Genomic DNA, 23647 nt, shown 5'->3' with positions numbered 1-23647 from the left:
AATGTTGAGAAGTATGACGTATATCTATAATTTCTTTTAATGCGTGGTTCCACAGTAAAATGTGGTTCTTTAAATTCACGATTCATATTCAACCTCATTTTTTTTCTTATTTTGATTATAGTTGATAATAATTCTCGATTACAATGAAAAGCTATTTCTTCTTTTTTAGTAATGCATAGGATGCACTGACAGTCGTCATAATAACTTTAGCCATCCATGCAGAACTTACAAAAGAAAGGTAGAGCGAACCCTATGAAGAAACAAAAGATGTGGATATTTGCTGCTTTAACTCTTGCACTTGCAGCCGCGCCGTTTGCAGGAACGTTTTTCAAGGGAAATGGCATTGTTCAGACCAAGCAAAGTGCTGCTGCGTCATTTGTCCACGAGTTAAATAATCCTGACGAAGAAGCCTTGCCGGCTTTCAGTACAACACCCATTAAACTTGGTTCAACAGGTCAGGATGTCTATGAATTGCAGGGACGTTTAAAGCATTTAGGTTATTATGCCGGAAAAATAGACAGTCATTTTGGGCCAAAAACGAAGAATGCAGTAACCTGGTTTCAATGGAAATTCGGAATGAAGTCTGACGGCATTGTAGGAGCCAAAACTAAGCTGAAGTTGTATAACGCAACGAAGAATTGGAAGCCGACTGAACCTTCTTCAGGAACGGGAAATAAGACAGCACAGAATAACACTGGTAATAAAACAAATACGTCCAATAAAACGAATTCTCCAGGATTGTCTTCAGGTAATACGATGGGCTTATCGGAGAATGATCTCAAGATCATGGCCAATGCCGTGTATGGAGAAGCAAGAGGTGAGCCTTTCGAAGGTCAGGTTGCTGTAGCCGCGGTTATTTTAAACCGTGTGAAATCACCTAGTTTTCCCAATTCGCCGTCGGGAGTTATTTTTCAACCGGGAGCTTTTACAGCTGTAGCCGATGGACAAATCTATCTGGAGCCAAATGAACAAGCACGCAAGGCAGTGCAACAAGCGCTTAATGGTTGGGACCCTTCCGGAGGATGTTTGTATTACTTCAATCCTAAAACAGCGACCTCTAAATGGATTTGGACCCGTCCTCAGGTCAAGACGATTGGTCAGCATATTTTCTGTATGTAGAAAAGAAGGATAGAAACTTCAGAGAGCAACCGGGAAGAGGCTTCCGGTTGCTTCCTTACTTTGGAATGGTTTAGAATGGTTAATAATTCATAAACATGATAATGAGCAACTATCCACGCCGTAAAGGAGTTTTGGACTTGACTAATAATGTATTTCAGCATGGCACCGTTGGAGGCTTGCGTATTCACGTTATGCCAACCAAGGCGTTCAAGACCTACGCGATCTCACTTTATGCGGGTATTCCTCTTGACGAGAATACAGTGACCTCTACTGCACTAGCTCCATTCGTGCTTCGCAGAGGTACCGCGACTTACCCGGAGACCACGCAATTCCGCGAGCGTTTGGAGGAACTGTATGGCGCTGGATTTGGGTTTGATATTTATAAAAGAGGCGATTACCAAATCGTTCAGTTCCGTATGGATACCATTAACGACTCTTTCGTACAAAACCAGGAGAACTTACTTGAACAATCCTTCGCTTTCTTAGGAGAAGTACTGACTCGTCCTTTAGTTGAAGACGGAAGCTTCCGACCTTCGTATGTTGCAACGGAGCGTGAAACCGTTCGCAAAAAGCTGGAGTCCATTGTAAATGACAAGATACGTTACGCTGCTGAACGTTGTATTGAGGAAATGTGCCGCAACGAGCCATACCGTCTTCACCCTCTGGGGCAAAGAGCGGATCTGGATCGAATCACTCCGAAAAGTTTGTATGAATCCTACAATTCATGGCTGGATGAAGCCATCCTTGATCTCTATGTAGTGGGAGACACAACAGTTGACGAAGTTGAAAAACTTGTACAGCGTCATTTCGGTCGGATTCAGTCCGAGGTGGGCTTATATAGCTCTAAGTTCGTCCCTGTATCGGTTAATGAGGTACGGACAGTAGAAGAGAAGCTGGATGTCAGTCAGGGCAAGCTGAACCTGGGACTACGCACCTCGATTACTTATAAGGATGATTCCTACGCCTCCGCGCTTATGTACAACGGTATATTAGGAGGGTATCCACACTCTAAACTTTTCGTTAATGTACGTGAGAAGGCAAGTCTTGCTTACTATGCTTCGTCTCGTTACGACGGACATAAGGGCATTGGAACGATTCAATCCGGTATCGAAACGCAAAATTACGGCAAAGCCGTGGACATTATAGAGAAGCAATTGGAAGAAATGAAAGCTGGCAATATCAGTGATCTGGAGCTTAGCCAGACCAAAGCTATGATCCGCAATCAGCTTTCTGAGATCCCGGATTCAGCTTTTGAAATGATCTCTTACGACTTCAACCGCCAGTTGTCAGGAAAAGATCGAACAGCGGATCAGCTATTACAGCAGGTGGAACAAATCGGCGCAGAAGACGTAAAAGCCGCCGCCGTAACCTTTCAACTGGATACGATTTATTTCTTGACAGGAAAGGAGGAATAACGATGGAACAAATTCATTACGACAGACTACAAGAGACCATTTATCATGAGGTCATGGATAACGGACTTCAGGTATACGTGCTGCCGAAACCAACATTCAAAAAAACCTATGCTACATTTGCTACTAAGTATGGTTCTGTTGACAACCACTTTCATGTCGCAGGCGGAGAAGAGACCACTGTTCCTGATGGTATCGCTCACTTTTTAGAGCACAAGATGTTCGAAGAGCCAGAAGGCGATATTTTTGCTACCTTCGCTTCAAACGGAGCCTCGGCTAATGCCTTTACAAGCTTTGATCAGACAGTTTATCTTTTCTCAGCAACTGAGAATATAGAGACCAATCTTAGTACGCTCGTTGATTTTGTTCAACGACCTTATTTTACAGATGAAAATGTAGAAAAGGAAAAGGGAATTATTGGTCAAGAAATCAATATGTATGCTGATAACCCGGACTGGCGTGTGTATTTTGGCCTTATTGAAGCGATGTATTCAAAGCATCCGGTACGGATTGACATTGCAGGTACGATAGAATCGATTAGTACGATTACGAAAGAAACGCTGTACACTTGTTATAACGCTTTTTATCATCCAAGCAATATGCTGTTGTTTGTAGTTGGAGGCGTGGATCCGGAGAAAGTATTCTCCTTGATTCGCAGTAACCAAAAGGGTAAAACCTACGGCAAGCAAGGTGAAATCAAGCGTATTTTTGAAGATGAACCAGTACAAGTGGCTACAAAACGTCTAGAAAGCAAGCTTGCCGTATCGATGCCCAAAATCATGTTTGGTTTCAAGGAAAAAGTAGACGGTCTAACGGGTGAAGCTTCTCTAAAACGTGATCTGATAACCAAGCTAATGCTTGATTTGTTGGTTGGTAGCAGCACAGCATTGTATCAAAAGCTATATGATGAGGAACTGATCTCGGACAGCTTTGGACATGAATTTAATAGTTCTCCGCAGTATGCTTTTTCTGCAATGGGTGGGGATACGAAGGATCCGGATTTGCTTTTAAAACGAATAAAAGAAGAAATTGATCTAATCTTAAAAACTGGCTTTGCGGAGAAGGATTTCGAGCGGGCACGGAAAAAGAAAATAGGCGGATATTTGCGCATGTTGAACTCCCCTGAAAATATTGCACATGAATTTACACGCTACCAGTTCCGCGGTGGTGACCTGTTTGAAGTTCTGCCTATTTACGAATCAATTACTTTGGCAGAAGTTAATGAGCGTCTGCAAGCCCATGTAAACTGGGATCAACTTGCCGTATCATTGGTGGTGAGTCCTTAGGTGAGCGTTTTGGGAGAGAGCAGCAAACCACTAGGGGAAATGACAGTGCTCGTTACAGGGGGCAGCGGAGGGATCGGCGGCGCCATTGCGGAACGGTTTGCTTCTGTCGGGATGAATATAGTTATTCATTATAAGCACTCACATGAGGCTGCGAATGATGTCGCTCGGCGTTGTATGGCCCTTGGAGCAAAGGTAATGACAGTAAACGCGGATATGAAGGACCGTAGTCAGATTGTACGTATGGCTGAAAAGCTGGAGAGTAATGGGATGCAGCCGGATATCCTCGTCAATAATGCCGGTAAATCGCATTACGGAATGCTAGCTGATGTGACCGAAGAAGAATGGGATGATATTATGTCCATTAACTTGAAGGGAACCTTTATGTGCAGTCAGATCTTTATGCCGTACATGGTGTCTCAGCGTTATGGTCGTATCATCAACGTTTCTTCCGTATGGGGAATCACTGGAGCTTCTTGTGAAGTAGCTTATTCGGCTAGCAAAGGTGGAGTGAACGCCTTTACAAAAGCTTTAGCTAAAGAGCTGGCTCCATCTGGTGTAACGGTTAACGCGGTAGCTCCAGGAGCGGTTAATACGAACATGTTATCCAATTTACAGGAGGATGAAGTCCGTATGTTGGAGGATGAGATTCCGGCAGGACGTTTGGCTACTCCTAATGAAATATCCTCACTGATTTATTTTTTGGCTTTGCCTGAGTCCGGGTATATCACGGGTCAGATTATTAGTCCAAACGGTGGATGGATTACTTGATGCTTATGTTGGAGAAAAACACCAGCATAAGAACTTAGCGTCTGAGACATATTATAAGTGTTGTTTTTAAATCTCACGTAAGACGGCTTACAGCCTGTATGCAGGTGTTTGACCGTAAATATGAAGGAGGATTTAAGATGACACAAGGCGATAGCGTAATCAAAAATTTTGACACCTGGAAAAAATTTCTAGGAAAACGAGTTGTACAGGCGGAGAAACTTGGGATGAGTGAAGACACAATCTCAAAGCTGGCTTTTGAAATCGGGGAATTCCTCGATGAAAAAGTGGATCCAGCAAACACTCAAAACCGTGCAATCAAAGAGCTATGGGACGTCGGTAACGATGAAGAAAAGCAGACGATTGCTAAACTCATGGTCAAATTGGCGAAAAATCACGCCTAAGCTTGCGGAAAAGCTCCCCTTGTGGGAGCTTTTCTGCAATTATTACAGGACTGACCTTGCCTTTCATTTTTATTTTATATATCATTAACATGACCCGTGTTTCAGATCGCTTTGTCTGAACGGCATTTTTTTGATGGATATCAAAGTGCAGGGAAAAGGAATCTATGAGGTGTACAAGTGGAATATAAACAATGGTATATGGAGTACAAGATTCACAAGAACAGACCCGGTCTGCTTGGTGATATCGCTTCAATGTTAGGGATGCTAGAAGTCAACATTCTGACGATTAATGGCGTTGAAGGAAAGACACGCGGAATGTTGCTGGAGACTAATGACGACGACAAAATAATGCTGATGGGCGAAATGCTCAAGAAAGTTGATAATATTACAGTTTCAGCTCTGCGGTCTCCAAGACTCGTAGACAAGCTGGCTGTGCGCCATGGGCGATATATTGAACGGGATTCAGATGATCGAAAGACGTTTCGTTTTACCCGCGATGAGCTCGGTCTTTTGGTCGATTTTCTCGGGGAGCTGTTTAAAAAAGATGGAAATCAGGTAATAGGACTTCGAGGTATGCCCCGTGTAGGAAAGACTGAATCGATTATTGCCGGCAGTGTCTGCGCGATGAAGCGTTGGACTTTTGTCTCTTCGACACTTTTACGTCAGACGGTGCGAAGTCAATTGGCAGAAGATGAAATGAATCCACATAATGTATTTATTATTGATGGTATTGTTAGTACGATCCGCTCTAATGAGAAGCATTATAATTTATTACAAAATGTTATGAGCATGCCAAGTACGAAAGTGATTGAGCATCCAGATATTTTCGTGCGGGAATCTGAGTACACCTTTGATGATTTTGATATTATTATTGAGCTTCGCAATAATCCAAATGAAGAAATATTGTACGAGTCGTTCACGACGAGCTACAGTGATGATCTATAAAACACCAATGATGATTCATTGAAACTTACAGGAGGTGATGGTATGTCGGAACTGGGCCGGCAATTGAAAGAGGCGCGTCTGCAAAAAGGGATGAGTCTTGACGATGTCCAGGAAGTAACGAAAATTCGCAAAAAGTATTTGGAAGCCATCGAGTCTGGAGACTATAAGGTGCTTCCAGGAAGTTTTTATGTTAGGGCGTTTATCAAAACATACGCAGAGGCAGTAGGTATGAGCCCAGACGAGCTGCTAGAGGAGCATGGGAATGTTCCTGCCCCTCCTGAAGACACAGCTATGGAAACGGTGATTCAAAAACGCAGCCGTAGACCAGAAACCGAACGGAATGCAAAATGGCTGCCAACAGTGCTAATGTGGACATTTCCAATATTGATTATTGTTGTGATTTACATTTATGCTTCCAGTTTGAACAAGCCGGACCCCGCTCAAATTGATCAGACGAATCTGACGAATGAACAGCAGGATCCTACGACAGCACAGACATCTCCACCGGCTTCAGGAGGAGGTGTTGTAGCGCCAACGGCTTCAGCAGGTACAGAAGCAACAACTGAACCTACGGCAGAGCCTACGCCAACACCTACGCCTTCCCCGCAATCCATTACAGTTACACCGGATGGGAAGTCAGGGAAAACTACCAAGTTCAAGGTTTCAGCTCCGGCTGGAAGTGAAGTGAAGGTTGAGATTTCAGCTACTGGAGTAAGCTGGCTTGAGGTGTATAAAGGTGAGAACTCTAAAGGTGAGAAGCTCTCATTTGGTAACACAGCGGCAGGAGATCATATGAGCTTTGTTCTTGGAAGTGAAGGAATGTATATTAAATCTGGATATTCACCAGCTACCGAGATTACTGTCAATGGACAAGTAATTACAGATGAAAAGACCTCATCTCGTCTGTTAATTAATCTGGATGATGGTTCTGGAAGTCAAACGAGCCAGAATGAAGGTACCACTGATACTTCTGACCAGACTAATGAAACAGGCCAATAAGAAATACGATGCATAGACTTTGGCTATGTGGGGAACATAAGATTGTTTCCAGTTCTTAGCCAAAGTGAGGTGACATTCTTATGATCGTTAGCTGGATTGTAGCTGGACTTGGGGTTGTTGTCAGTCTCATCGGATACTATATGACGCCAAGTGCTTGGGGCTATGGAATTCTCGGTTTCGGTATTGCACATATTGTGCTTGGAATTCTGGATATGTTTCGAAGCCCGCTCCGAAGCAGATAGAAAACTTAGAAATGAGCGTCTCCGAAGGGATACTCCCTGTGGAGACGTATTTCTACCATTGAACAGAACTCATTTCGAAGGAAAAGCTCCACTCTGTGGGGCTGTTTTCTGTGTCGGGTGGGGTACATATTATCCAAAATTAGACTTAAGGGTATCATTCTTTTATAATAGTAGCAGACTAAAATGTACAAAGGACGTGGAGTTATGAGTTCAGAAAGTTCATTTGATATCGTATCTAAAATGGATATGCAGGAATTAACTAATGCGATCCACCAAACAGAGAAAGAAATTGATAACCGATTTGACTTTAAGAACAGTAAAAGCAGTCTGAAGCTTGAGAAAGACGCACTTATTATCGCCTCTGAGGACGAATATAAGTTAAATGCTGTTATTGATATTTTACAATCGAAGATGGTGAAGAGAGGTATCACGCTGAAGAACTTGGATTTCGGCAAAGTAGAGCCTGCTTCCCTGGGAAGTGTTCGTCAGCGCTTAGGTCTTAAGCAAGGGATAGATCAGGAGAACGCAAAAAAAATTAACATCCTGATTCGTGATTCGAAATTGAAGGTGAAGAGCCAGATTCAAGGAGATCAGATCCGCGTAACCGGTAAGAGTCGCGATGATTTACAGCAAATTATCCAGATTTTGCGTAAAGCTGATTTGCCGCTGGACCTGCAGTTCAACAACTTAAAATAGAATTTTGTACCCCGCAGTGCTTATCAGCACCATGATGCGGGGTGCTTTGTATTTTTTTTGACACCTATTTATAGCTATAATATACTTGCTTAAGTAGAAATAGATGAGCCTGACTCAGGTCATTTGTATGAACGATTTAGGGGAGGAACTTCAGTGAATTTGCCCAACCGCATCACGCTAGCACGTATTTGCCTGATCCCGATTATGATGTTTTTCTTACTGGTGGATTTTAGCTTTTACCCAGAACCAATACATTGGGGCTCTTTCCAGCTATCTGTTAATCATTTGGTAGCCGCTGTAATCTTTTTGCTTGCAGCCAGCACAGATGGAATAGACGGCTACATAGCTAGGAAATATAATATGGTGACCAACCTCGGTAAGCTCCTTGATCCGTTAGCGGACAAGCTGTTAGTTTCCGCTGTTCTGATTTCACTTGTCGAACTGGGTAGATGTGATTCATGGATTGCAATTGTTATCATAAGTCGTGAGTTTGCAGTAACCGGGCTTCGCCAGATCGCATTGTTAGAGGGGAAAGTGGTTGCCGCCAGCAAATGGGGCAAGATAAAGACGGTTGTACAAATTGTAGCGATCTCACTGCTGTTGTTGAACAATTTTCCATTTCAATTCGTCAGCATTCCTGTAGACGATATTGCTATTTGGGCTGCAGCTTTGATCACTATTTACTCTGGAATTGATTATTTTGTGAAGAATAAAGAGCTGCTACAGCTGCATAATGCTTAAGCATTTTAGGTAGCTACATATAGGAGAGGTAATAGGTAAAGTACCTATTACCTTTTTTAAACCCTAAAGGCAGTGTGTCTACATTATAACTAGGAGGCGAAAGCCAGGGATGAAAGCGGAGATTATTGCAGTAGGCACGGAGCTTTTGCTCGGTCAAATCGTGAATAGTAATGCCCAGTTTCTATCTATAGAGTTAGCTGCTATTGGGATTGATGTATATTTTCAAACCGTAGTTGGCGATAACAGCAGTCGCTTGCAGCAAGCTATTGAAATTGCTCAAAACAGAGCTGATGTTATCATTTTTACAGGTGGTATTGGTCCGACAGAAGATGATCTTACAAAAGATGCATTGGCTGCTTCTTTAGGCCGAACACTCCATATAGATCGTTTGGCAATGGATCATGTACAACGTTTCTTTGATGATCGTAAGATTGTAATGACAGAGAATAATCGTAAACAGGCACTTATAATTGAAGGAACCACACCTTTGCCAAATGAGATTGGTCTTGCTGTGGGTATTGCTTTTGAGCATGAAAAGAAATATTATATTGTGCTTCCTGGTCCGCCTCGCGAGATGAAACCAATGTTCGTAGATAAAGCAGTACCTTGGCTTCAGCAGCATGCTCTGACGTCAGAAATGCCACTTTATTCTAAAATGCTAAAATTTGCAGGTATCGGAGAATCACTGCTTGAGGATAAGCTCATAGATCTGATTCACAGCCAGACAGACCCAACCATAGCTCCATATGCAAAAGAGGGAGAAGTAACCGTTCGTATTTCGACAAAGGCGCCTTCCGAGCATGAAGCTTTCAAGAAGCTGGAGATTCTGGAGAAGCAGATCAAAGAGATTTTGCCAGAGCATTTATATGCGAATATTGATGTACCACTAGAACAGCTAATTGTAGATTGGATGGCGGATGCAGGTCTGACTTTAAGTGCGGCGGAGAGCTGTACCGGAGGCTTGCTGATGGAGAGTATAACCAACATACCAGGTAGCGCTTCGATGTTTGCGGGAGGAATCGTCTGTTATTCGAACGATCTAAAGAAAAAACTTCTGAATGTGCCAAGTGCTTATTTGGAGGGGCCTGATGCTCCAGGGGCGGTAAGTCGTGAAGTTGCCGAGGTGTTGGCCGATCAGGTGAGAATGATTGCGGACAGTGATTTCGGTTTATCTGTAACAGGCGTAGCAGGACCAGGCTATTCTGAACGTAAACCAGTCGGACTTGTATTTATTGGTTTAGCTGAACGCGGGCGTAAGACAGAGGTATATGAGCTTAATCTTAAAGGGACACGTGAGAATATACGACTGCGTACTGTTAAAGCTCTACTGTATCGACTATGGCGTAGACTTGAGGAACGCAAGGTGGAGACACCACTTGAGGGTTCAGACTTGTAATGGGAGATTAGCCCAGTTATAATTGGAACATACGGAAGAACCGTGGCACTGAGATTTCTTTGCTGCGGTTTTTTGTATATTTGCAGAGATTTTGATCAATGTTTTTGGTTATGATCATAAGTCGTTGATGTCCGGTGAAGTAGAGAAATCAGTTAACTTCTATATCCGGAAGGAGGCTTACAATAAAAGGGATAATTAACGCTTGAGACAAAAAAAACGAATGTATGTTCGAAAAAAAGCTTGGCAAGACCTCAAAAACACGTTATTATATTATTATAAACAGTGAAGGAAGTGGTCTGATTGTCAGATCGTCGTGCAGCGCTTGATATGGCGCTTCGTCAAATAGAAAAACAATTTGGTAAAGGTTCGATCATGAAACTGGGAGAATCCACTCATATGCAAGTGGAAGTTGTACCTAGCGGATCTTTGGCACTTGATATTGCGTTAGGTATAGGCGGACTTCCAAAGGGACGTATTATTGAAGTATACGGACCTGAATCCTCCGGTAAAACAACTGTTGCTCTTCATGCTATTGCAGAAGTGCAAAAACAAGGAGGACAAGCTGCATTTATCGATGCTGAGCATGCGCTCGATCCGAAGTATGCACGTAACTTGGGCGTAAACATTGATGAATTGTTACTATCTCAGCCAGATACGGGTGAACAGGCACTTGAGATTGCTGAAGCACTTGTACGAAGTGGCGCAGTAGACATTATTGTCGTTGACTCCGTAGCTGCTTTGGTTCCTAAAGCGGAAATTGAAGGCGATATGGGTGATTCACACGTCGGCCTACAGGCTCGTTTGATGTCTCAAGCGCTTCGGAAGCTTTCTGGTGCCATTAGTAAATCAAATACAATTGCTATCTTTATTAACCAGCTTCGTGAGAAAATTGGTGTTATGTTCGGTAACCCTGAGACAACTCCGGGTGGACGAGCGCTGAAATTCTACTCTTCCGTACGGTTGGATGTTCGTCGTGTGGAAAGTATCAAAATGGGTAACGACGTTGTAGGTAACCGCACCAAGATCAAGATTGTGAAGAATAAGGTAGCACCTCCATTTAAACAAGCTGATGTTGATATCATGTATGGTGAAGGGATTTCCAGAGAAGGAAGTCTTGTAGACATCGGTACTGAAATGGACATCGTGAATAAGAGTGGTGCATGGTATTCCTATGAAGGCGAGCGTCTCGGCCAAGGACGTGAGAATGCCAAACAGTTCTTGAAGGAACATCAAGATATTGCGCTCATCATTGAGAACAAGATTCGTGAAGCAAGTAATCTCTCCACTATTGTTGCTGCACCAAATGAAGCGGAAATCATTGCAGAGCAAGAGGAAGAAGAAAAGCTACTTCTCGAAATCGAACAATAGAATTTATTAAGGAATAGGACGCCCTGTGATTCATTGTTGCAGGGTGTCTTTTCTTAACGCATCAGAAATATTTATTTGGGGTCCTCGCAAAGTACCTGAGTACGCATCGAATTTAAGCTACACTTTGTGGGGATATTTTATTGCTATGAGGTGACAAGCAACTATGGTAATACAGCTGGATATGGATTTTGAATCGGATGAGCAGGACTTACAAGTTCTTGCAGATTTTCCTGATGGAGAACTTTTAGAAATCACTAAGGTAGAACGTCAGAAGAAATCGGATCACCGCTATATCATACATTTCGGAGCTTATAACATGACTGTACACGAAGACGTCATGATTAAATATCGGATGATTACTGGGAATTCTTTTATGAAAGCCGATTTGGAGGAAATTGTTGTTGCTGATGAGCGACAACGAGCTTATGTAGAAGGACTTCGTTATCTAGAACGAAAGCCACGAACCGCTATGGAAATGACTCGCCGTTTACGGCAGAAGGAAATAGGGGAGACTATTATTGCGGAAGTGGTGCAACGGCTACAGCAGGAAAGACTTCTTGATGACCCTTTGTATGCAAAGCAATGGGCAGAGCAACGCATTACGAACCAACGCAAAGGAAAGATGTGGATTCGCCAAGAGCTACGTGAGAAAGGAATCGACAAATCTTTAATCTCGGAAGCCTTGGAGAATATCAGCCCTGAACAAGAACTTGAGAGTGCACTTCAGACCGGACGTAAGAAATGGAATCTCATCCGAGGTGAAGCTGCAGATAAGAGAAGAAAGACTGGCGCCTTCTTAATGCGGCGTGGATTCTCAGGCGATATGGTGCGTCAAGTGATCAATACTTTACTTGAAGAAGACAATTATGAGGGTGAAGATGAGGAATTTTACTAGACTCACTGATTCTCTTGACATTAATGCGCATATCGACTCTCTTGACAATGTCTTTTTATAAATAATAAAATATAACATGAATCGGCATAAAGTAAGAATCCTTTTTCCTTCCCAAAAAGGGGACTTTTTAAAACGGTTCGCGTACAACTCATATGAAATGTAATCGCCGGATAAGGCGGGCAGTGTGCATGTGCAACATGTGCAGTATGGCAATCGGTTGTTTACCGGTTTTTTGTATGGTGATGAACGGATAGTTTAACAACTGCACAATTCCCAGGGGGATACCTTGGAGAGGAACCAACGAGGAGGTGAACAGATGCAAGCATGGATCTGGGTCATTATCGTTCTCGTTGTAGCTGCATTATTCTTTGGATTCGGTTATTTTATTCGTAAATCCCTTGCAGAAGCTAAAATTCAAAGCGCAGAAAGAGAAGCCGTAGTCATCGTGGAGAACGCGAAGAAGGACGCAGAGGCGCTGAAGAAAGAAACGGTATTGGAAGCTAAGGACGAAGTCCATAGAATCCGTACTGAAGCTGAGAAAGAAACTCGTGAACGTCGGAATGAAATCCAACGGCAAGAGAGACGTTTGCTGCAAAAGGAAGAATCTCTGGATAAAAAAATGGAATCGCTTGAAAGAAAAGAAGAACAAGTAGCTAACAAAGAGAAACGAATTGATGAAACCCAACAGCAAATTGATGTTATTTACAAAAACCAAGTCACTGAATTGGAGCGCATTTCCAATTTAAGCATCGAAGATGCAAGAAGTATTATTCTTAGCAATGTTGAGCAAGAAGTTCGCCATGAAACGGCTCAAATGATCAAAGAAATTGAACAGCAGGCGAAAGAGGAAGCGGATAAGAAATCCCGCGAAATCATCACACTCGCTATCCAACGCTGTGCAGCTGATCACGTAGCCGAGACAACAGTTTCAGTTGTTACCCTGCCGAACGAAGAGATGAAAGGTCGGATTATCGGTCGTGAAGGCCGTAACATTCGTGCACTCGAAACTCTTACAGGTATCGACCTCATTATTGATGATACTCCGGAAGCAGTTATTTTGTCGGGATTTGATCCAATCCGTCGCGAAGTGGCCCGTACGGCACTTGAGAAACTAGTGGCAGATGGACGTATCCACCCCGCTCGTATTGAAGAGATGGTGGAAAAATCCCGCAAAGAAGTGGACGAAAGAATTCGCGAATATGGTGAACAAGCTACTTTCGAAGTGGGTGTTCATGGATTGCATCCAGACTTGATCAAGATTCTGGGTCGTCTGAAATTCCGTACAAGCTATGGTCAAAATGTATTGAAGCACTCTATGGAGGTTGCTTATTTGACTGGACTGATGGCCGGTGAGCTTGGGGAAGACATCGTGCTTGCAAAACGTGCAGGATTGCTTCATGATATCGGCAAAGCGCTGGATCATGAAGTAGAAGGATCGCATGTTGAGATCGGCGTTGAACTAGCGAAGAAATATAAGGAACATCCGGTTGTTATCAACAGTATCGCGTCTCATCATGGAGATTGCGAAGCTACCTCGGTTATTGCTATGTTGGTTGGTGCCGCTGATGCATTGTCAGCAGCAAGACCTGGCGCTCGCCGTGAAACACTGGAAACGTATATTAAACGTCTAGAAAAACTGGAAGAAATCTCAGAGTCGTTCGAAGGCGTTGAGAAATCATTTGCTATTCAGGCGGGCCGTGAGGTACGCGTGATGGTACAGCCAGAGAAGATTGACGATGCAGAGGCATTCCGTCTTGCTCGCGATATTACGAAGATGATTGAAAGTGAACTGGATTATCCAGGACATATCAAAGTTACCGTTATTCGTGAGACACGGGCTGTTGAATACGCTAAATAGGTGGAATATAAGGTTAAGGGATAAGATGTAACTTATACTTTCTTATATTTGTTGAGAATTGGCCCCTAAGCGGGGCCTTTTTTCTTTTGAATATGAGCTCTTATCCATTAGATATAGCGTTTAAGATTAGGAGGAGAGAATCATTAAAGTACTATTCATTGGAGATATCGTTGGAAATGTTGGCAGAAAGGCTCTTCGTGAGATGTTACCCTCACTAAAAAGCAAATATCAGCCACATATCATTATTGTTAATGGCGAAAATTCTGCTGCCGGTAGAGGGATCACTAAGGCGATCGCTAATGAGTTTTTTAACTGGGGCGTTCACGGAATAACTATGGGGAATCACACATGGGACAACAAAGATATTTTTGAGTTCATCGATGATGAGGCTCGGATTATTCGTCCTGCTAATTTTCCGCCAGGAACACCGGGAAGAGGTTATACCGTTGTTAAAGGTAATGGTAAAGAACTGGCTATAGTAAATTTACAAGGCCGGACGTTTTTACCTGCTATTGATTGTCCTTTCCGTGTTGGGGAAGAAATTGTTGAAGAGCTTCGTAGAGATCATAAATGTATTCTCGTTGATTTCCATGCAGAGGTAACCTCTGAGAAAATCGCTATGGGGTATTTCATGGATGGCCGCGCATCGATTGTTGTTGGGACACATACGCATGTTCAGACTAACGATGATGTGATTTTGCCAGGAGGAACTGCGTATTTAACCGATGCGGGTATGGTTGGTTCAAGCGAAGGTATTCTGGGTATGGAAAGAGATGCAGTACTTTACAAGTTCACAACTCAGCTTCCAGCACGATTTGTTGTCGATGAAGGTAAGTGGCAGCTTCACGGTTTATTTGCAGAATTAGATGAAACTACTGGTGCGGCAACTCGTCTGGAGAAGATACGGTTGCGTGAAGATGAATGGGTTATGAGCTAAACGTAGAACAGAGTATCGTTTAATCCGGGTAATTTCGCTGAGTAAGGGTAAAGTGTGATATTTTTTATATCGTAAAAGAGTATCTTTTATACCGTTTTTGGAAGACGTGGTCCGTAAAAAGAAGGAATTATTTCTTCTCTCGCGAATAACATCTAAAGTAGTGGAAGAACACCATTATTTTCCCAGGGGAGGTACTTACTATGGATGTATTAAAAGTATCAGCTAAATCCAATCCAAATTCCGTCGCCGGCGCATTAGCGGGTGTTCTTCGTGAACGTGGATCGGCAGAATTACAAGCTATTGGAGCTGGAGCACTGAATCAAGCAGTCAAAGCAGTTGCCATTGCCCGGGGATTTGTTGCACCAAGCGGAGTTGATTTGATCTGCATTCCTGCCTTCACTGATATAGTGATTGATGGAGAAGATCGAACCGCGATTAAACTGATTGTTGAACCCAGATAATAGACCTATAGAATGAATGAACCTGTTTACTATTGTAAACAGGTTTTTTGCTTTTGATTTATAGTCAGGAGTTTTTCTGCATAATATCTGAAATAGGCACTTAGAAGTAAAATGTACGGCTGGAACTGTGAGGAGGTGGGGGTGCTAAATGAGAGCTGAAAAGTTTAAGGTAGCAGATTTTCATTGTGATGTGCTAAGCAAAATGCAAGCCTCTCCGGATATTAATTTCGACAATGACCCTCGATTAGATGTTACTGCAGAACGGTTGGCATCTGGCGGAGTGGAGTTGCAATGTTTTGCGATATATCTTTCAGCTACGAGAGGTAAACCTAGCTTTGAACATGTTTTAGGACAAATTGATCTCTTTAGGCAAAAGATAGTGTGCACAGATGGGCTTCAGTGGTTACGCTGGAAGGAGGAAGTGAGGAATCGATTAGTTGGAGCACCTCCACAAGCAATGCTCTCTCTGGAGGGCGTAGACGGCTTAGAAGGGAACTTGTTTTATGCTCAGCTCTGTTTCGAACTTGGAGTGCGGTTTCTAGGTGTCACTTGGAATTATGCGAATTGGGCAGCAGATGGTGTGCTAGAGAAGCGTAATGGTGGATTTACGGAGAAAGGGAGAAAGCTGGTAGAATGGTGCAACCACAGTGGAATGCTGCTGGATGTGTCGCATTTGTCGCAAGCAGGGTTTTGGGAACTGGCAGATTTAAGCTCTCGTCCGTTTATAGCTTCTCATTCGAATGCCGCAGCCATTTGCGGTCACGTTAGAAATTTGAAAGATGAACAGATAAAAGCTCTAATTGCGATGGACGGGAGAATGGGGCTGACCTTTTATCCGTGGTTTGTATGTGATCATGGAAAGGCTCGTATGGATGATTTGTTAAAGCATATTGAACAGGTATGCAGTCTCGGCGGAGAGAAGCATCTGATGTTTGGCTCAGATTTTGATGGCATTGATACTTGGGTTGAGAAGTTGGAGCATCCGGGAAAATACCCTGATCTTATAGAACAACTGCTTCGTTATTATCCTGAGGATACTGTAAAAGGCTGGATGTATGAGAATGCGACATCTTTTTTAAGCGTAAACTTGCCCTCTCAGGTGTCTAAACCATGACAATCTTGTCCAAAAAACATAAATTGTCGAAAAAAGGGCCTTCGTTATGATGCAGCCCTTTTTATTTTGGTGAAATAAGATGTATAATGGTTAATGGCTTGTACAGATACTAGAGAAAATACAAGGAGTGACTTTACAATGAGTAAGACTGTACCCGTAGGTGTGTCGGCTAGACATATTCACCTTACGCAAGAGCACGTGGAGGCTCTGTTTGGCCCAGGATATCAATTAACTGAGTTCAAACCACTTTCCCAACCAGGACAATTTGCAGCAAATGAACAAGTAGCAGTTATCGGTAGCAAAGGTAAATTTGACAAAGTAAGAATCTTGGGACCTGCTCGTCCGGCTTCCCAATTGGAAATTTCCCGTACTGACTCCTTCGCACTTGGCGTGAAAGCTCCAGTTCGCGAATCTGGAAATATTGAAGGAACACCTGGTATTACGCTAAAAGGACCTGCTGGTGAAGTTGAATTAGAACAAGGCGTTATTATCGCAGCTCGTCACATTCACTTCCACACTTCCGAAGCTGAAGCTTGGGGCATTGCGGATAAGCAATTGCTTAAAGTTCGTCTCGGTGGCGACCGCGGTCTTGTATTGGAGAACGTAATTGCTCGTGTATCCGACAGCTTCAAACTTGATATGCATATTGATACTGACGAAGCTAATGCTGCTGGTGCCAACAATGGCGACACTGCTGAAATCGTAGACTAGTCTTCATAACAATCATAGGAAGCGGGGGAGAAATCCTCCGCTTTTTTTGTTGTGTGCTTAGAACCGTTATGTGGCTGATACGCTAGTTAAACTGGCAGATGTTTAAACTGTTTGAATAGCAAAGTGGATCGTATCCTGAAATGGATTTTTAATGAAAATTGGTGTGATGATAAAGAATATCTATTATTATGTGACTAATTATGTTATGATTATTGTTTATGACGTGAAAAATGGATTTAATGTAAAGAATATATGTATTAGAAATTAAGGAGACCCAATGACATTTAACGAACTGAATATTATGCCTGCGATTTTAAAGGCTTTAACCAAAGAAAACTATACATCACCTACACCTATACAGGAACAATCGATCCCAGCCGTATTAGCTGGCAGAGATTTACTTGGATGTGCTCAAACGGGAACAGGAAAGACAGCTGCATTTTCTGTACCTATTATTCAATTATTAAGCGAACAAACCAATTCCAACAAAACAAACAATGTGCGACGCATTCGCTCGCTGATCTTAACACCAACAAGAGAACTAGCGATCCAAATTGCTGATAACATAAAAGCGTATAGCCAATATACAGATATCCGCTCTGCTGCCATCGTTGGCGGTGTATCACAGAAAGTGCAAGAGCGTGCCCTGAATCAAGGTGCTGATATTCTAATAGCTACACCTGGTAGACTTATCGACCTGATCAATCAAAAACGTGTGGATTTGCAGCATGTCCAAATTCTTGTCTTGGATGAAGCTGACCGTATGCTAGATATGGGCTTTATCCATGATGTGAAACGAATCATCGCTAAAATGCCTACGAAGAAACAAACATTATTCTTCTCTGCAACGATGCCTACTGAGATCTCAAAATTGATCAAAACCTTGCTTGTGAACCCAGTGAAAGTAGAAATCACCCCCGTATCTTCTACTGCGGATAGAATCGAACAATCGATCTATTTATTAGAAAACGGAAATAAACAGAATCAATTGAATCTTTTGTTACAGGATAAATCGATTGTCTCTGCTCTAGTGTTTACTCGGACCAAACGTGGTGCTGACCGTGTTACACGTGACCTAGCGAAGGTGAACATTTCTGCACAAGCCATTCACGGCAATAAATCACAGAATGATCGTCAGAATGCATTGCGGAATTTTAAAAGTGGTGCAACCCGCGTTCTAGTCGCTACGGATATCGCCGCGCGCGGAATTGATATCGATGAGCTGTCTCATGTAATCAACTTCAACTTGCCGAATATTCCAGAAACTTATGTGCACCGAATCGGACGTACGGGCAGAGCGGGGCTGAGTGGAACTGCAATTTCTTTTTGCGAATCTGAAGAGCTTCCGTTCCTTAAAGATATCGAGAAATTGATCGGGAAATCGATTCCAGAAGTGAAGGATCACCCGTATCCGATGTCTCGTAAAACGCAGATGAAGACAGAACGATCTTCGAAACCGTCAGGTTCAAGACCAGCGAATTCCAGACCGTCATCTGGTAAACCGTCATCAGCTAAACCAGCAGCTTCAAAACCAGCGGCATCTAAACCTGCCAAAGCAAAGCCAAAGTCTAACCCTCCATTAAAGCCAAAGTCCGAGTGGTTCACTAAAGGAAGACAAACGAGCAGCAGATAAGTTGTTTTGAAAGCTGGACGTTTATCATAATAAGATCTCAAAACCGTCAGAGTATATCTGATGGTTTTTTTGTTATTTGATGATAAGGTGAATTCAAGAGAGGGTATAGTTTTTGACACAGATAAAGATGTATTCGTCACCTTTAAAATGGAGAGAGGCAAAAAAACAGCCGCTAAACAGTTCCTCACTGTATAACGGCTGTTATATTCTCTTATGCGGTGGCTTCAATCGCGTTGTCCTGAACATAAGAACCAAGCTCTTGTTGAAGCGCTGTGCTGATGGAAGTCATAGGGAGGCGAAGCGTATCCGAATCGATTAGGCCATTCTGGTTAAGCATCCATTTGATTGGAGCGGGATTTGATTCCTTGAACAAGAGGCGGATGATCGGCAGCAGTTGTTCAAAGTTTTCTTTAGCTAAGTCTAATTGACCGGATTTGAAAGCTTCGTATATACGGATACATTCTGCTGGATAAACGTTCGCAGTAGCAAGCATACCTCCAGTTGCTCCGCAGCTAAGCATTTCGTAAAAGAGTGAATCGTCGCCGCCGAGCACCGGTTTGGTACCCGTACGAACTAGCTCAGTAACCAATTTGGTGCTGCCCGAACAGTCTTTTAATCCGACAACATTATTCATTTCTAGGATTGTACGTGCAGTATCTACGGTCATAGCAGTACCCGTACGACTTGGAATGTCATAAGCCATGATTGGAATGCCTACTTCTGCTGCTTTACGGAAATGGGCAATGATGCCTTCTTGCGAAGGACGACTATAATAAGGGACGACTACTAGCGCGCAATCAGCACCAAGGTTAGCTGCGATCTCTGTACGTGCTACCGTAGAAGCTGTGTCATTGGTTCCTGTACCGACTACTAAGGGGATAGATGTAGATTGTAAAAGCTCACGAGAAGTGTTTACTAGAAGCTGCATTTCATTTACGGTTACAGTTGGCGATTCACCGGTGGTTCCATTAACGACCAGACCTTGTATGCTGTTGTTAATAATGTTCTTTACATAACGCTGATACGAATCCAAATCGACTTCACCAGCAGCATTGAACGGGGTGACCACGGGGACATAAATTCCATAAATCTGTTGTTCTGTAAGCATAAATTATCGGCCTCCATAATATTTTAATTCCTCTACATACACTTTACCATGGAATGTTGCATCGTCGTTAGCTATAATAAATGATGTGTATCATCAAAAATATTGATGTTAGGGTGAGGTTATGGATTTAACCTATTTACGAACATTCCGCGAGGTGGCTAAACGTCAGAGCTTTACACGGGCTGCTGAAGAGCTAGGTTACGCGCAGTCGAGTGTTACGATGCAAATACAGAAGATAGAGAAGGAATACGGAGTGCCTTTAATAGAAAGGCATGGTCGAGTGCTGCGTCTAACCCCGCCTGGTGAAGAGCTTTTGAAGCTATTCGTGGAGATTTTGGATCTGTATGACCGTTCAAAAGAAACCATTGCCCAGCAAATAGGAGGTACGCTAACGATTGGTACGATTGATTCTTTAGCTGCATTCTACTTGCCACCCTACTTACAGCAGTTGAGGACGAAATTCCCGAAACTTGATATCCATCTACAAACGATGCAGGAATCTAACCTTGTGGCCAAAATAAAAGATGGGGAAGTAGACATCGGTCTGATGCTCGATCGTACCACAACGGATTCTTTGCTGGATCGTACGATCATTAGAGATGAACCGCTCGTCTTGATAGCCCCCGTTAATCATCCTCTTGCCCAGATGGAAACGGTAACGCTACAGGATCTAAATAACTGTGAATTAATTGTTTCTGAAGAGAGCTGTATTTACCGGAGTCTGTTCGAGAACTTGTTAAAAGAGCACGGGATTATATTCCGCATTGGTTTTGAGCTTTCGAATCTAGAAGCGATAAAACGATGTGTTATGAATGGTTTAGGGATTGCATTACTCCCGAAAATTGTTGCAGAGGAAGAAATTGAGCGGGGTAACTTGGCCGAGCTGTCCTTCGCGCATCCAGAAATTCACTTCGATCTGCAGCTTTTGATGCATCCTAAGAAGTGGAAGTCTCAGCCATTGCAATTTCTAACGCAAATGTTACTTGCAAATCATTAGTTTATTCCCATCAGGGTCTTTCACCACAAACCATTGTTGATCTTGAATTTCGGTTACTATCTCTACACCGAGCTCCTTCATATAGTTGAAAGAGTCTTGCAAATCATCGGTTATAAGCATAAGAGCAGGTGTTGTAATTGGAGGAGCGCCTTCAGGCTCTAAACCTCCCCACATGGGCATGGTGTCCAGAATGATCCCAGTGCTTCCTTGCATAGTTAACGGGCATAAATGACCGTTCATAATCGGATGATCCGCTTCATGGAGTCCTAGGACTTGGCAATACCAGCTACGGGCTTTTTCAATATCGTGTACGGGGATAAATACACTGCCAATCAAATTCTTAATGGGACTTGTTGCTGAAGAATTTACAATGGACTGCGCTTGTTTATTCATTCGAATTCCTCCTAGGTCTGATAATGATAACCCTTTATTTGGAATTTATGCATCTAGTCTATTTAAAACATAGAATTAGCCTACGCGCAAGTGGGTCATTAATGATCAATAAAATCTTAAATTTGTATGTAAAAGATAGCATTCTTTAAAGAAAGTCACTGTAAATATTGACATTCAAAATCAGTTTATGTTATATAAAAAGAAGAATTAGCACTCATCTAACAAGAGTGCTAATCACGAAATGTTGGACAAGATGTTTATTTTGAAAGGAGATCTATTTATTCATGGCCAAAAAAGAGTTTAAAGCCGAATCGAAAAGATTGCTGGAAATGATGATTAACTCCATTTATACACAACGGGAAATTTTCCTGCGCGAGCTAATTTCCAATGCAAGTGATGCGATTGATAAGATCTATTACAAAGCATTATCTGACGAAAGCCTGGTCTTCAATAAAGAAGATTATTATATTAAAGTGACTGCCGATAAGGCGAACAGAACTCTGACGATCTCCGATACTGGTATCGGTATGACGCAAGAGGAACTGGAGAATAACCTGGGAACGATCGCGAAGAGCGGATCTCTTGCTTTTAAGAAAGAGAATGAAGCTAAAGATGGTCATAATATCATCGGACAGTTCGGTGTTGGCTTCTATGCTGCTTTTATGGTGGCAGATGATGTAACGGTGATCAGTAAGGCTCTAGGCAGCGAGGAAGCCTTTAAATGGGAGTCTAAGGGCGCTGACGGCTATACTATCGAGTCTGTCGAGAAGGATTCTGTGGGTACTGATGTAATTTTGAAAATTAAAGACAATACTGAAGAAGATCAATATGATGAATATTTGGAAGAATACCGCCTGAAATCCATCATTAAAAAATACTCCGACTTCATCCGTTTCCCAATCAAAATGGACGTGAAGGAGTCAAAGCCAAAAGAAGGTACGGAGAACGAGTTCGAAGAAGTTATTCAAGAACAAACCGTGAACAGCATGGTGCCAATCTGGCGTAAGAACAAAAGCGAGCTGACTACGGAAGATTACGATAACTTCTATGCAGAGAAGCGTTACGGCTTCGACAAGCCGCTTAAACATATTCATATCAGTGCCGATGGTGCTGTAGTGTACAATGCGATTTTGTTCATCCCAGAAAATACACCGTTTGACTATTACACAAAGGAATATGAAAAAGGTCTTGAGCTGTATTCCAACGGTGTGTTAATCATGAACAAATGCGCGGATCTCTTGCCTGATTACTTCAGCTTTGTAAAAGGTATGGTGGATTCTGAGGATCTTTCCTTGAACATCTCCAGAGAGATGCTCCAGCATGACCGTCAGCTGACTCTGATTGCTAAGAACATTAAGAACAAAGTGAAGAGCCAACTGCAAAGCTTGCTGAAGGATGAAAGAGAGAAGTACGAGCAGTTCTATAATGCTTTTGGCAGACAGCTTAAGTTTGGTGTGTACAACGATTATGGTATGCACAAAGATACCCTTCAAGATCTGCTGATGTTCTACTCCTCCAAGGAGAAAAAGCTGGTAACGCTGGACGAATATGTGTCTAGAATGCCAGAAGATCAGAAGTATATCTACTATGCTTCCGGAGAGTCAATCGACAGAATCGAGAAACTCCCTCAAACTGAGCTTGTTTCGGATAAAGGATTTGAAATTCTCTACTTCACTGATGATATTGATGAATTTGCAATCAAGATGATCATGTCTTATAAGGAAAAAGAATTTAAGTCTGTATCCAGCGGAGATCTTGGTATTGAAGCTGACGAAGCGGACAAGCCAACGGAAGCGGAAGAGAACGAAAACAAGGAGCTTTTTGAAGCGATGAAGGACATCCTGTCCGGCAAAGTGAAAAATGTTAAAGCCTCCAAACGTTTGAAGACTCATCCGGTATGTCTCTCTGCTGAAGGCGAACTGACCATCGAGATGGAAAAAATCTTGAAATCGATGCCGAATGGCCAAGAGGTTCAAGCGGACAAGGTACTCGAAATCAACATCCATCACGAAGTATTCCAGTCCTTGAAGGCGGCAGCAGAGAACGACAAAGAAAAGCTCGGTTTATACACGAACCTGCTGTACAACCAAGCCCTGTTGATTGAAGGTCTACAGGTTAGTGATCCTGTTCAATTCACCAATGATATTTGCAAAATCATGAAATAATA

General features: G+C 42.7%; 23 protein-coding genes. 21 read left to right on the top strand and 2 right to left on the bottom strand.

Features of this window, described 5'->3' with window-relative positions; genetic code table 11:
• Window positions 1-252: 252 nt before the first annotated feature.
• From sleB to R50345_RS17950, 19 genes are all read left to right on the top strand, one after another.
• The gene (gene sleB / locus R50345_RS18035; RefSeq protein ID WP_042132275.1) at window positions 253-1119 is read left to right on the top strand and encodes a spore cortex-lytic enzyme; all 867 of its coding nucleotides are present in this window, start codon (window positions 253-255) and stop codon (window positions 1117-1119) included.
• 137 nt (window positions 1120-1256) lie between these two features.
• Window positions 1257-2534, top strand: coding sequence for an EF-P 5-aminopentanol modification-associated protein YfmF (gene yfmF / locus R50345_RS18030; protein WP_042128824.1), 1278 nt, complete (start codon window positions 1257-1259; stop codon window positions 2532-2534).
• A gap of 2 nt (window positions 2535-2536) precedes the next feature.
• Window positions 2537-3817 (top strand): EF-P 5-aminopentanol modification-associated protein YfmH, encoded by a 1281-nt coding sequence (gene yfmH / locus R50345_RS18025; RefSeq protein WP_042128822.1) that lies wholly within the window; start codon window positions 2537-2539, stop codon window positions 3815-3817.
• 39 nt (window positions 3818-3856) lie between these two features.
• Complete coding sequence (ymfI, locus tag R50345_RS18020) at window positions 3857-4585, top strand: elongation factor P 5-aminopentanone reductase (RefSeq protein WP_042132274.1); 729 nt, start codon at window positions 3857-3859, stop codon at window positions 4583-4585.
• A gap of 137 nt (window positions 4586-4722) precedes the next feature.
• Window positions 4723-4986, top strand: coding sequence for a DUF3243 domain-containing protein (locus R50345_RS18015; RefSeq protein ID WP_042128820.1), 264 nt, complete (start codon window positions 4723-4725; stop codon window positions 4984-4986).
• Window positions 4987-5163: 177 nt separating this feature from the next.
• Window positions 5164-5931 (top strand): DUF3388 domain-containing protein, encoded by a 768-nt coding sequence (locus tag R50345_RS18010; protein ID WP_042128818.1) that lies wholly within the window; start codon window positions 5164-5166, stop codon window positions 5929-5931.
• A 42-nt stretch (window positions 5932-5973) separates the two neighbouring features.
• The gene (locus R50345_RS18005) at window positions 5974-6930 is read left to right on the top strand and encodes a helix-turn-helix domain-containing protein (protein ID WP_042128816.1); all 957 of its coding nucleotides are present in this window, start codon (window positions 5974-5976) and stop codon (window positions 6928-6930) included.
• An 80-nt stretch (window positions 6931-7010) separates the two neighbouring features.
• Entirely contained in the window at window positions 7011-7172 is a 162-nt protein-coding gene (locus R50345_RS31705; protein ID WP_170880301.1) for a hypothetical protein, read from the top strand.
• 204 nt (window positions 7173-7376) lie between these two features.
• On the top strand, window positions 7377-7868 hold the full coding sequence (locus tag R50345_RS18000; protein WP_042128814.1) for a YajQ family cyclic di-GMP-binding protein: 492 nt from the start codon (window positions 7377-7379) through the stop codon (window positions 7866-7868).
• A 153-nt stretch (window positions 7869-8021) separates the two neighbouring features.
• Window positions 8022-8609, top strand: a complete 588-nt coding sequence (pgsA, locus tag R50345_RS17995; RefSeq protein WP_042128813.1) for a CDP-diacylglycerol--glycerol-3-phosphate 3-phosphatidyltransferase — start codon at window positions 8022-8024, stop codon at window positions 8607-8609.
• Between the two features lie 109 nt (window positions 8610-8718).
• Window positions 8719-10005, top strand: coding sequence for a competence/damage-inducible protein A (locus R50345_RS17990; RefSeq protein ID WP_042128811.1), 1287 nt, complete (start codon window positions 8719-8721; stop codon window positions 10003-10005).
• Window positions 10006-10305: 300 nt separating this feature from the next.
• Window positions 10306-11373 carry a recombinase RecA gene (recA, locus tag R50345_RS17985; protein WP_042128809.1) on the top strand — a complete coding sequence of 356 codons (1068 nt, stop codon included), beginning with the start codon at window positions 10306-10308 and terminating at the stop codon, window positions 11371-11373.
• A gap of 163 nt (window positions 11374-11536) precedes the next feature.
• Window positions 11537-12268 carry a regulatory protein RecX gene (locus R50345_RS17980; RefSeq protein ID WP_156114826.1) on the top strand — a complete coding sequence of 244 codons (732 nt, stop codon included), beginning with the start codon at window positions 11537-11539 and terminating at the stop codon, window positions 12266-12268.
• 316 nt (window positions 12269-12584) lie between these two features.
• Complete coding sequence (rny, locus tag R50345_RS17975; protein WP_042128807.1) at window positions 12585-14126, top strand: ribonuclease Y; 1542 nt, start codon at window positions 12585-12587, stop codon at window positions 14124-14126.
• 142 nt (window positions 14127-14268) lie between these two features.
• On the top strand, window positions 14269-15063 hold the full coding sequence (locus R50345_RS17970) for a TIGR00282 family metallophosphoesterase (protein ID WP_042128805.1): 795 nt from the start codon (window positions 14269-14271) through the stop codon (window positions 15061-15063).
• 200 nt (window positions 15064-15263) lie between these two features.
• Window positions 15264-15524 carry a stage V sporulation protein S gene (locus R50345_RS17965; RefSeq protein ID WP_019910496.1) on the top strand — a complete coding sequence of 87 codons (261 nt, stop codon included), beginning with the start codon at window positions 15264-15266 and terminating at the stop codon, window positions 15522-15524.
• A gap of 148 nt (window positions 15525-15672) precedes the next feature.
• Window positions 15673-16638, top strand: coding sequence for a dipeptidase (locus R50345_RS17960; RefSeq protein WP_042128799.1), 966 nt, complete (start codon window positions 15673-15675; stop codon window positions 16636-16638).
• A gap of 138 nt (window positions 16639-16776) precedes the next feature.
• Window positions 16777-17349 (top strand): phosphate propanoyltransferase, encoded by a 573-nt coding sequence (gene pduL / locus R50345_RS17955; protein WP_042128797.1) that lies wholly within the window; start codon window positions 16777-16779, stop codon window positions 17347-17349.
• A 277-nt stretch (window positions 17350-17626) separates the two neighbouring features.
• Entirely contained in the window at window positions 17627-18982 is a 1356-nt protein-coding gene (locus tag R50345_RS17950) for a DEAD/DEAH box helicase (protein ID WP_042128795.1), read from the top strand.
• A 211-nt stretch (window positions 18983-19193) separates the two neighbouring features.
• On the opposite strand, the gene dapA is transcribed toward R50345_RS17950, so the two are convergent.
• Window positions 19194-20090: a 4-hydroxy-tetrahydrodipicolinate synthase gene (dapA, locus tag R50345_RS17945; RefSeq protein ID WP_042128793.1), complete on the bottom strand. Its 897-nt coding sequence runs from the start codon at window positions 20088-20090 to the stop codon at window positions 19194-19196.
• 121 nt (window positions 20091-20211) lie between these two features.
• Between dapA and R50345_RS17940 the strand changes: the two genes are divergently transcribed.
• Window positions 20212-21087 (top strand): LysR family transcriptional regulator, encoded by an 876-nt coding sequence (locus R50345_RS17940; protein ID WP_042128792.1) that lies wholly within the window; start codon window positions 20212-20214, stop codon window positions 21085-21087.
• Here R50345_RS17940 and R50345_RS17935 read toward each other — a convergent pair.
• Window positions 21070-21480, bottom strand: coding sequence for a VOC family protein (locus tag R50345_RS17935; protein WP_042128790.1), 411 nt, complete (start codon window positions 21478-21480; stop codon window positions 21070-21072). The genes R50345_RS17940 and R50345_RS17935 overlap by 18 nt on opposite strands.
• Window positions 21481-21764: 284 nt before the next feature.
• Between R50345_RS17935 and htpG the strand changes: the two genes are divergently transcribed.
• Window positions 21765-23645 (top strand): molecular chaperone HtpG, encoded by a 1881-nt coding sequence (gene htpG, locus R50345_RS17930; RefSeq protein ID WP_042128788.1) that lies wholly within the window; start codon window positions 21765-21767, stop codon window positions 23643-23645.
• Window positions 23646-23647 lie beyond the last annotated feature (2 nt).

The sequence above is a fragment of the Paenibacillus sp. FSL R5-0345 genome (assembly GCF_000758585.1).
Lineage (GTDB): Bacteria > Bacillota > Bacilli > Paenibacillales > Paenibacillaceae > Paenibacillus_AQ.
Note: the sequence above shows the minus strand (reverse complement) of the source record. Positions and strands in the feature narration are given on the sequence as shown.

Coding starts and splice junctions, on each gene's coding strand:
- sleB (WP_042132275.1), top strand. CDS start 253: ATGAAGAAACAAAAGATGTGGATATTTGCTGCTTTAACTCTTGCACTT.
- yfmH (WP_042128822.1), top strand. CDS start 2,537: ATGGAACAAATTCATTACGACAGACTACAAGAGACCATTTATCATGAG.
- ymfI (WP_042132274.1), top strand. CDS start 3,857: ATGACAGTGCTCGTTACAGGGGGCAGCGGAGGGATCGGCGGCGCCATT.
- R50345_RS18015 (WP_042128820.1), top strand. CDS start 4,723: ATGACACAAGGCGATAGCGTAATCAAAAATTTTGACACCTGGAAAAAA.
- R50345_RS18005 (WP_042128816.1), top strand. CDS start 5,974: ATGTCGGAACTGGGCCGGCAATTGAAAGAGGCGCGTCTGCAAAAAGGG.
- R50345_RS31705 (WP_170880301.1), top strand. CDS start 7,011: ATGATCGTTAGCTGGATTGTAGCTGGACTTGGGGTTGTTGTCAGTCTC.
- R50345_RS18000 (WP_042128814.1), top strand. CDS start 7,377: ATGAGTTCAGAAAGTTCATTTGATATCGTATCTAAAATGGATATGCAG.
- R50345_RS17990 (WP_042128811.1), top strand. CDS start 8,719: ATGAAAGCGGAGATTATTGCAGTAGGCACGGAGCTTTTGCTCGGTCAA.
- R50345_RS17980 (WP_156114826.1), top strand. CDS start 11,537: ATGGTAATACAGCTGGATATGGATTTTGAATCGGATGAGCAGGACTTA.
- rny (WP_042128807.1), top strand. CDS start 12,585: ATGCAAGCATGGATCTGGGTCATTATCGTTCTCGTTGTAGCTGCATTA.
- R50345_RS17965 (WP_019910496.1), top strand. CDS start 15,264: ATGGATGTATTAAAAGTATCAGCTAAATCCAATCCAAATTCCGTCGCC.
- R50345_RS17960 (WP_042128799.1), top strand. CDS start 15,673: ATGAGAGCTGAAAAGTTTAAGGTAGCAGATTTTCATTGTGATGTGCTA.
- pduL (WP_042128797.1), top strand. CDS start 16,777: ATGAGTAAGACTGTACCCGTAGGTGTGTCGGCTAGACATATTCACCTT.
- R50345_RS17950 (WP_042128795.1), top strand. CDS start 17,627: ATGACATTTAACGAACTGAATATTATGCCTGCGATTTTAAAGGCTTTA.
- dapA (WP_042128793.1), bottom strand. CDS start 20,090: ATGCTTACAGAACAACAGATTTATGGAATTTATGTCCCCGTGGTCACC.
- R50345_RS17940 (WP_042128792.1), top strand. CDS start 20,212: ATGGATTTAACCTATTTACGAACATTCCGCGAGGTGGCTAAACGTCAG.
- R50345_RS17935 (WP_042128790.1), bottom strand. CDS start 21,480: ATGAATAAACAAGCGCAGTCCATTGTAAATTCTTCAGCAACAAGTCCC.
- htpG (WP_042128788.1), top strand. CDS start 21,765: ATGGCCAAAAAAGAGTTTAAAGCCGAATCGAAAAGATTGCTGGAAATG.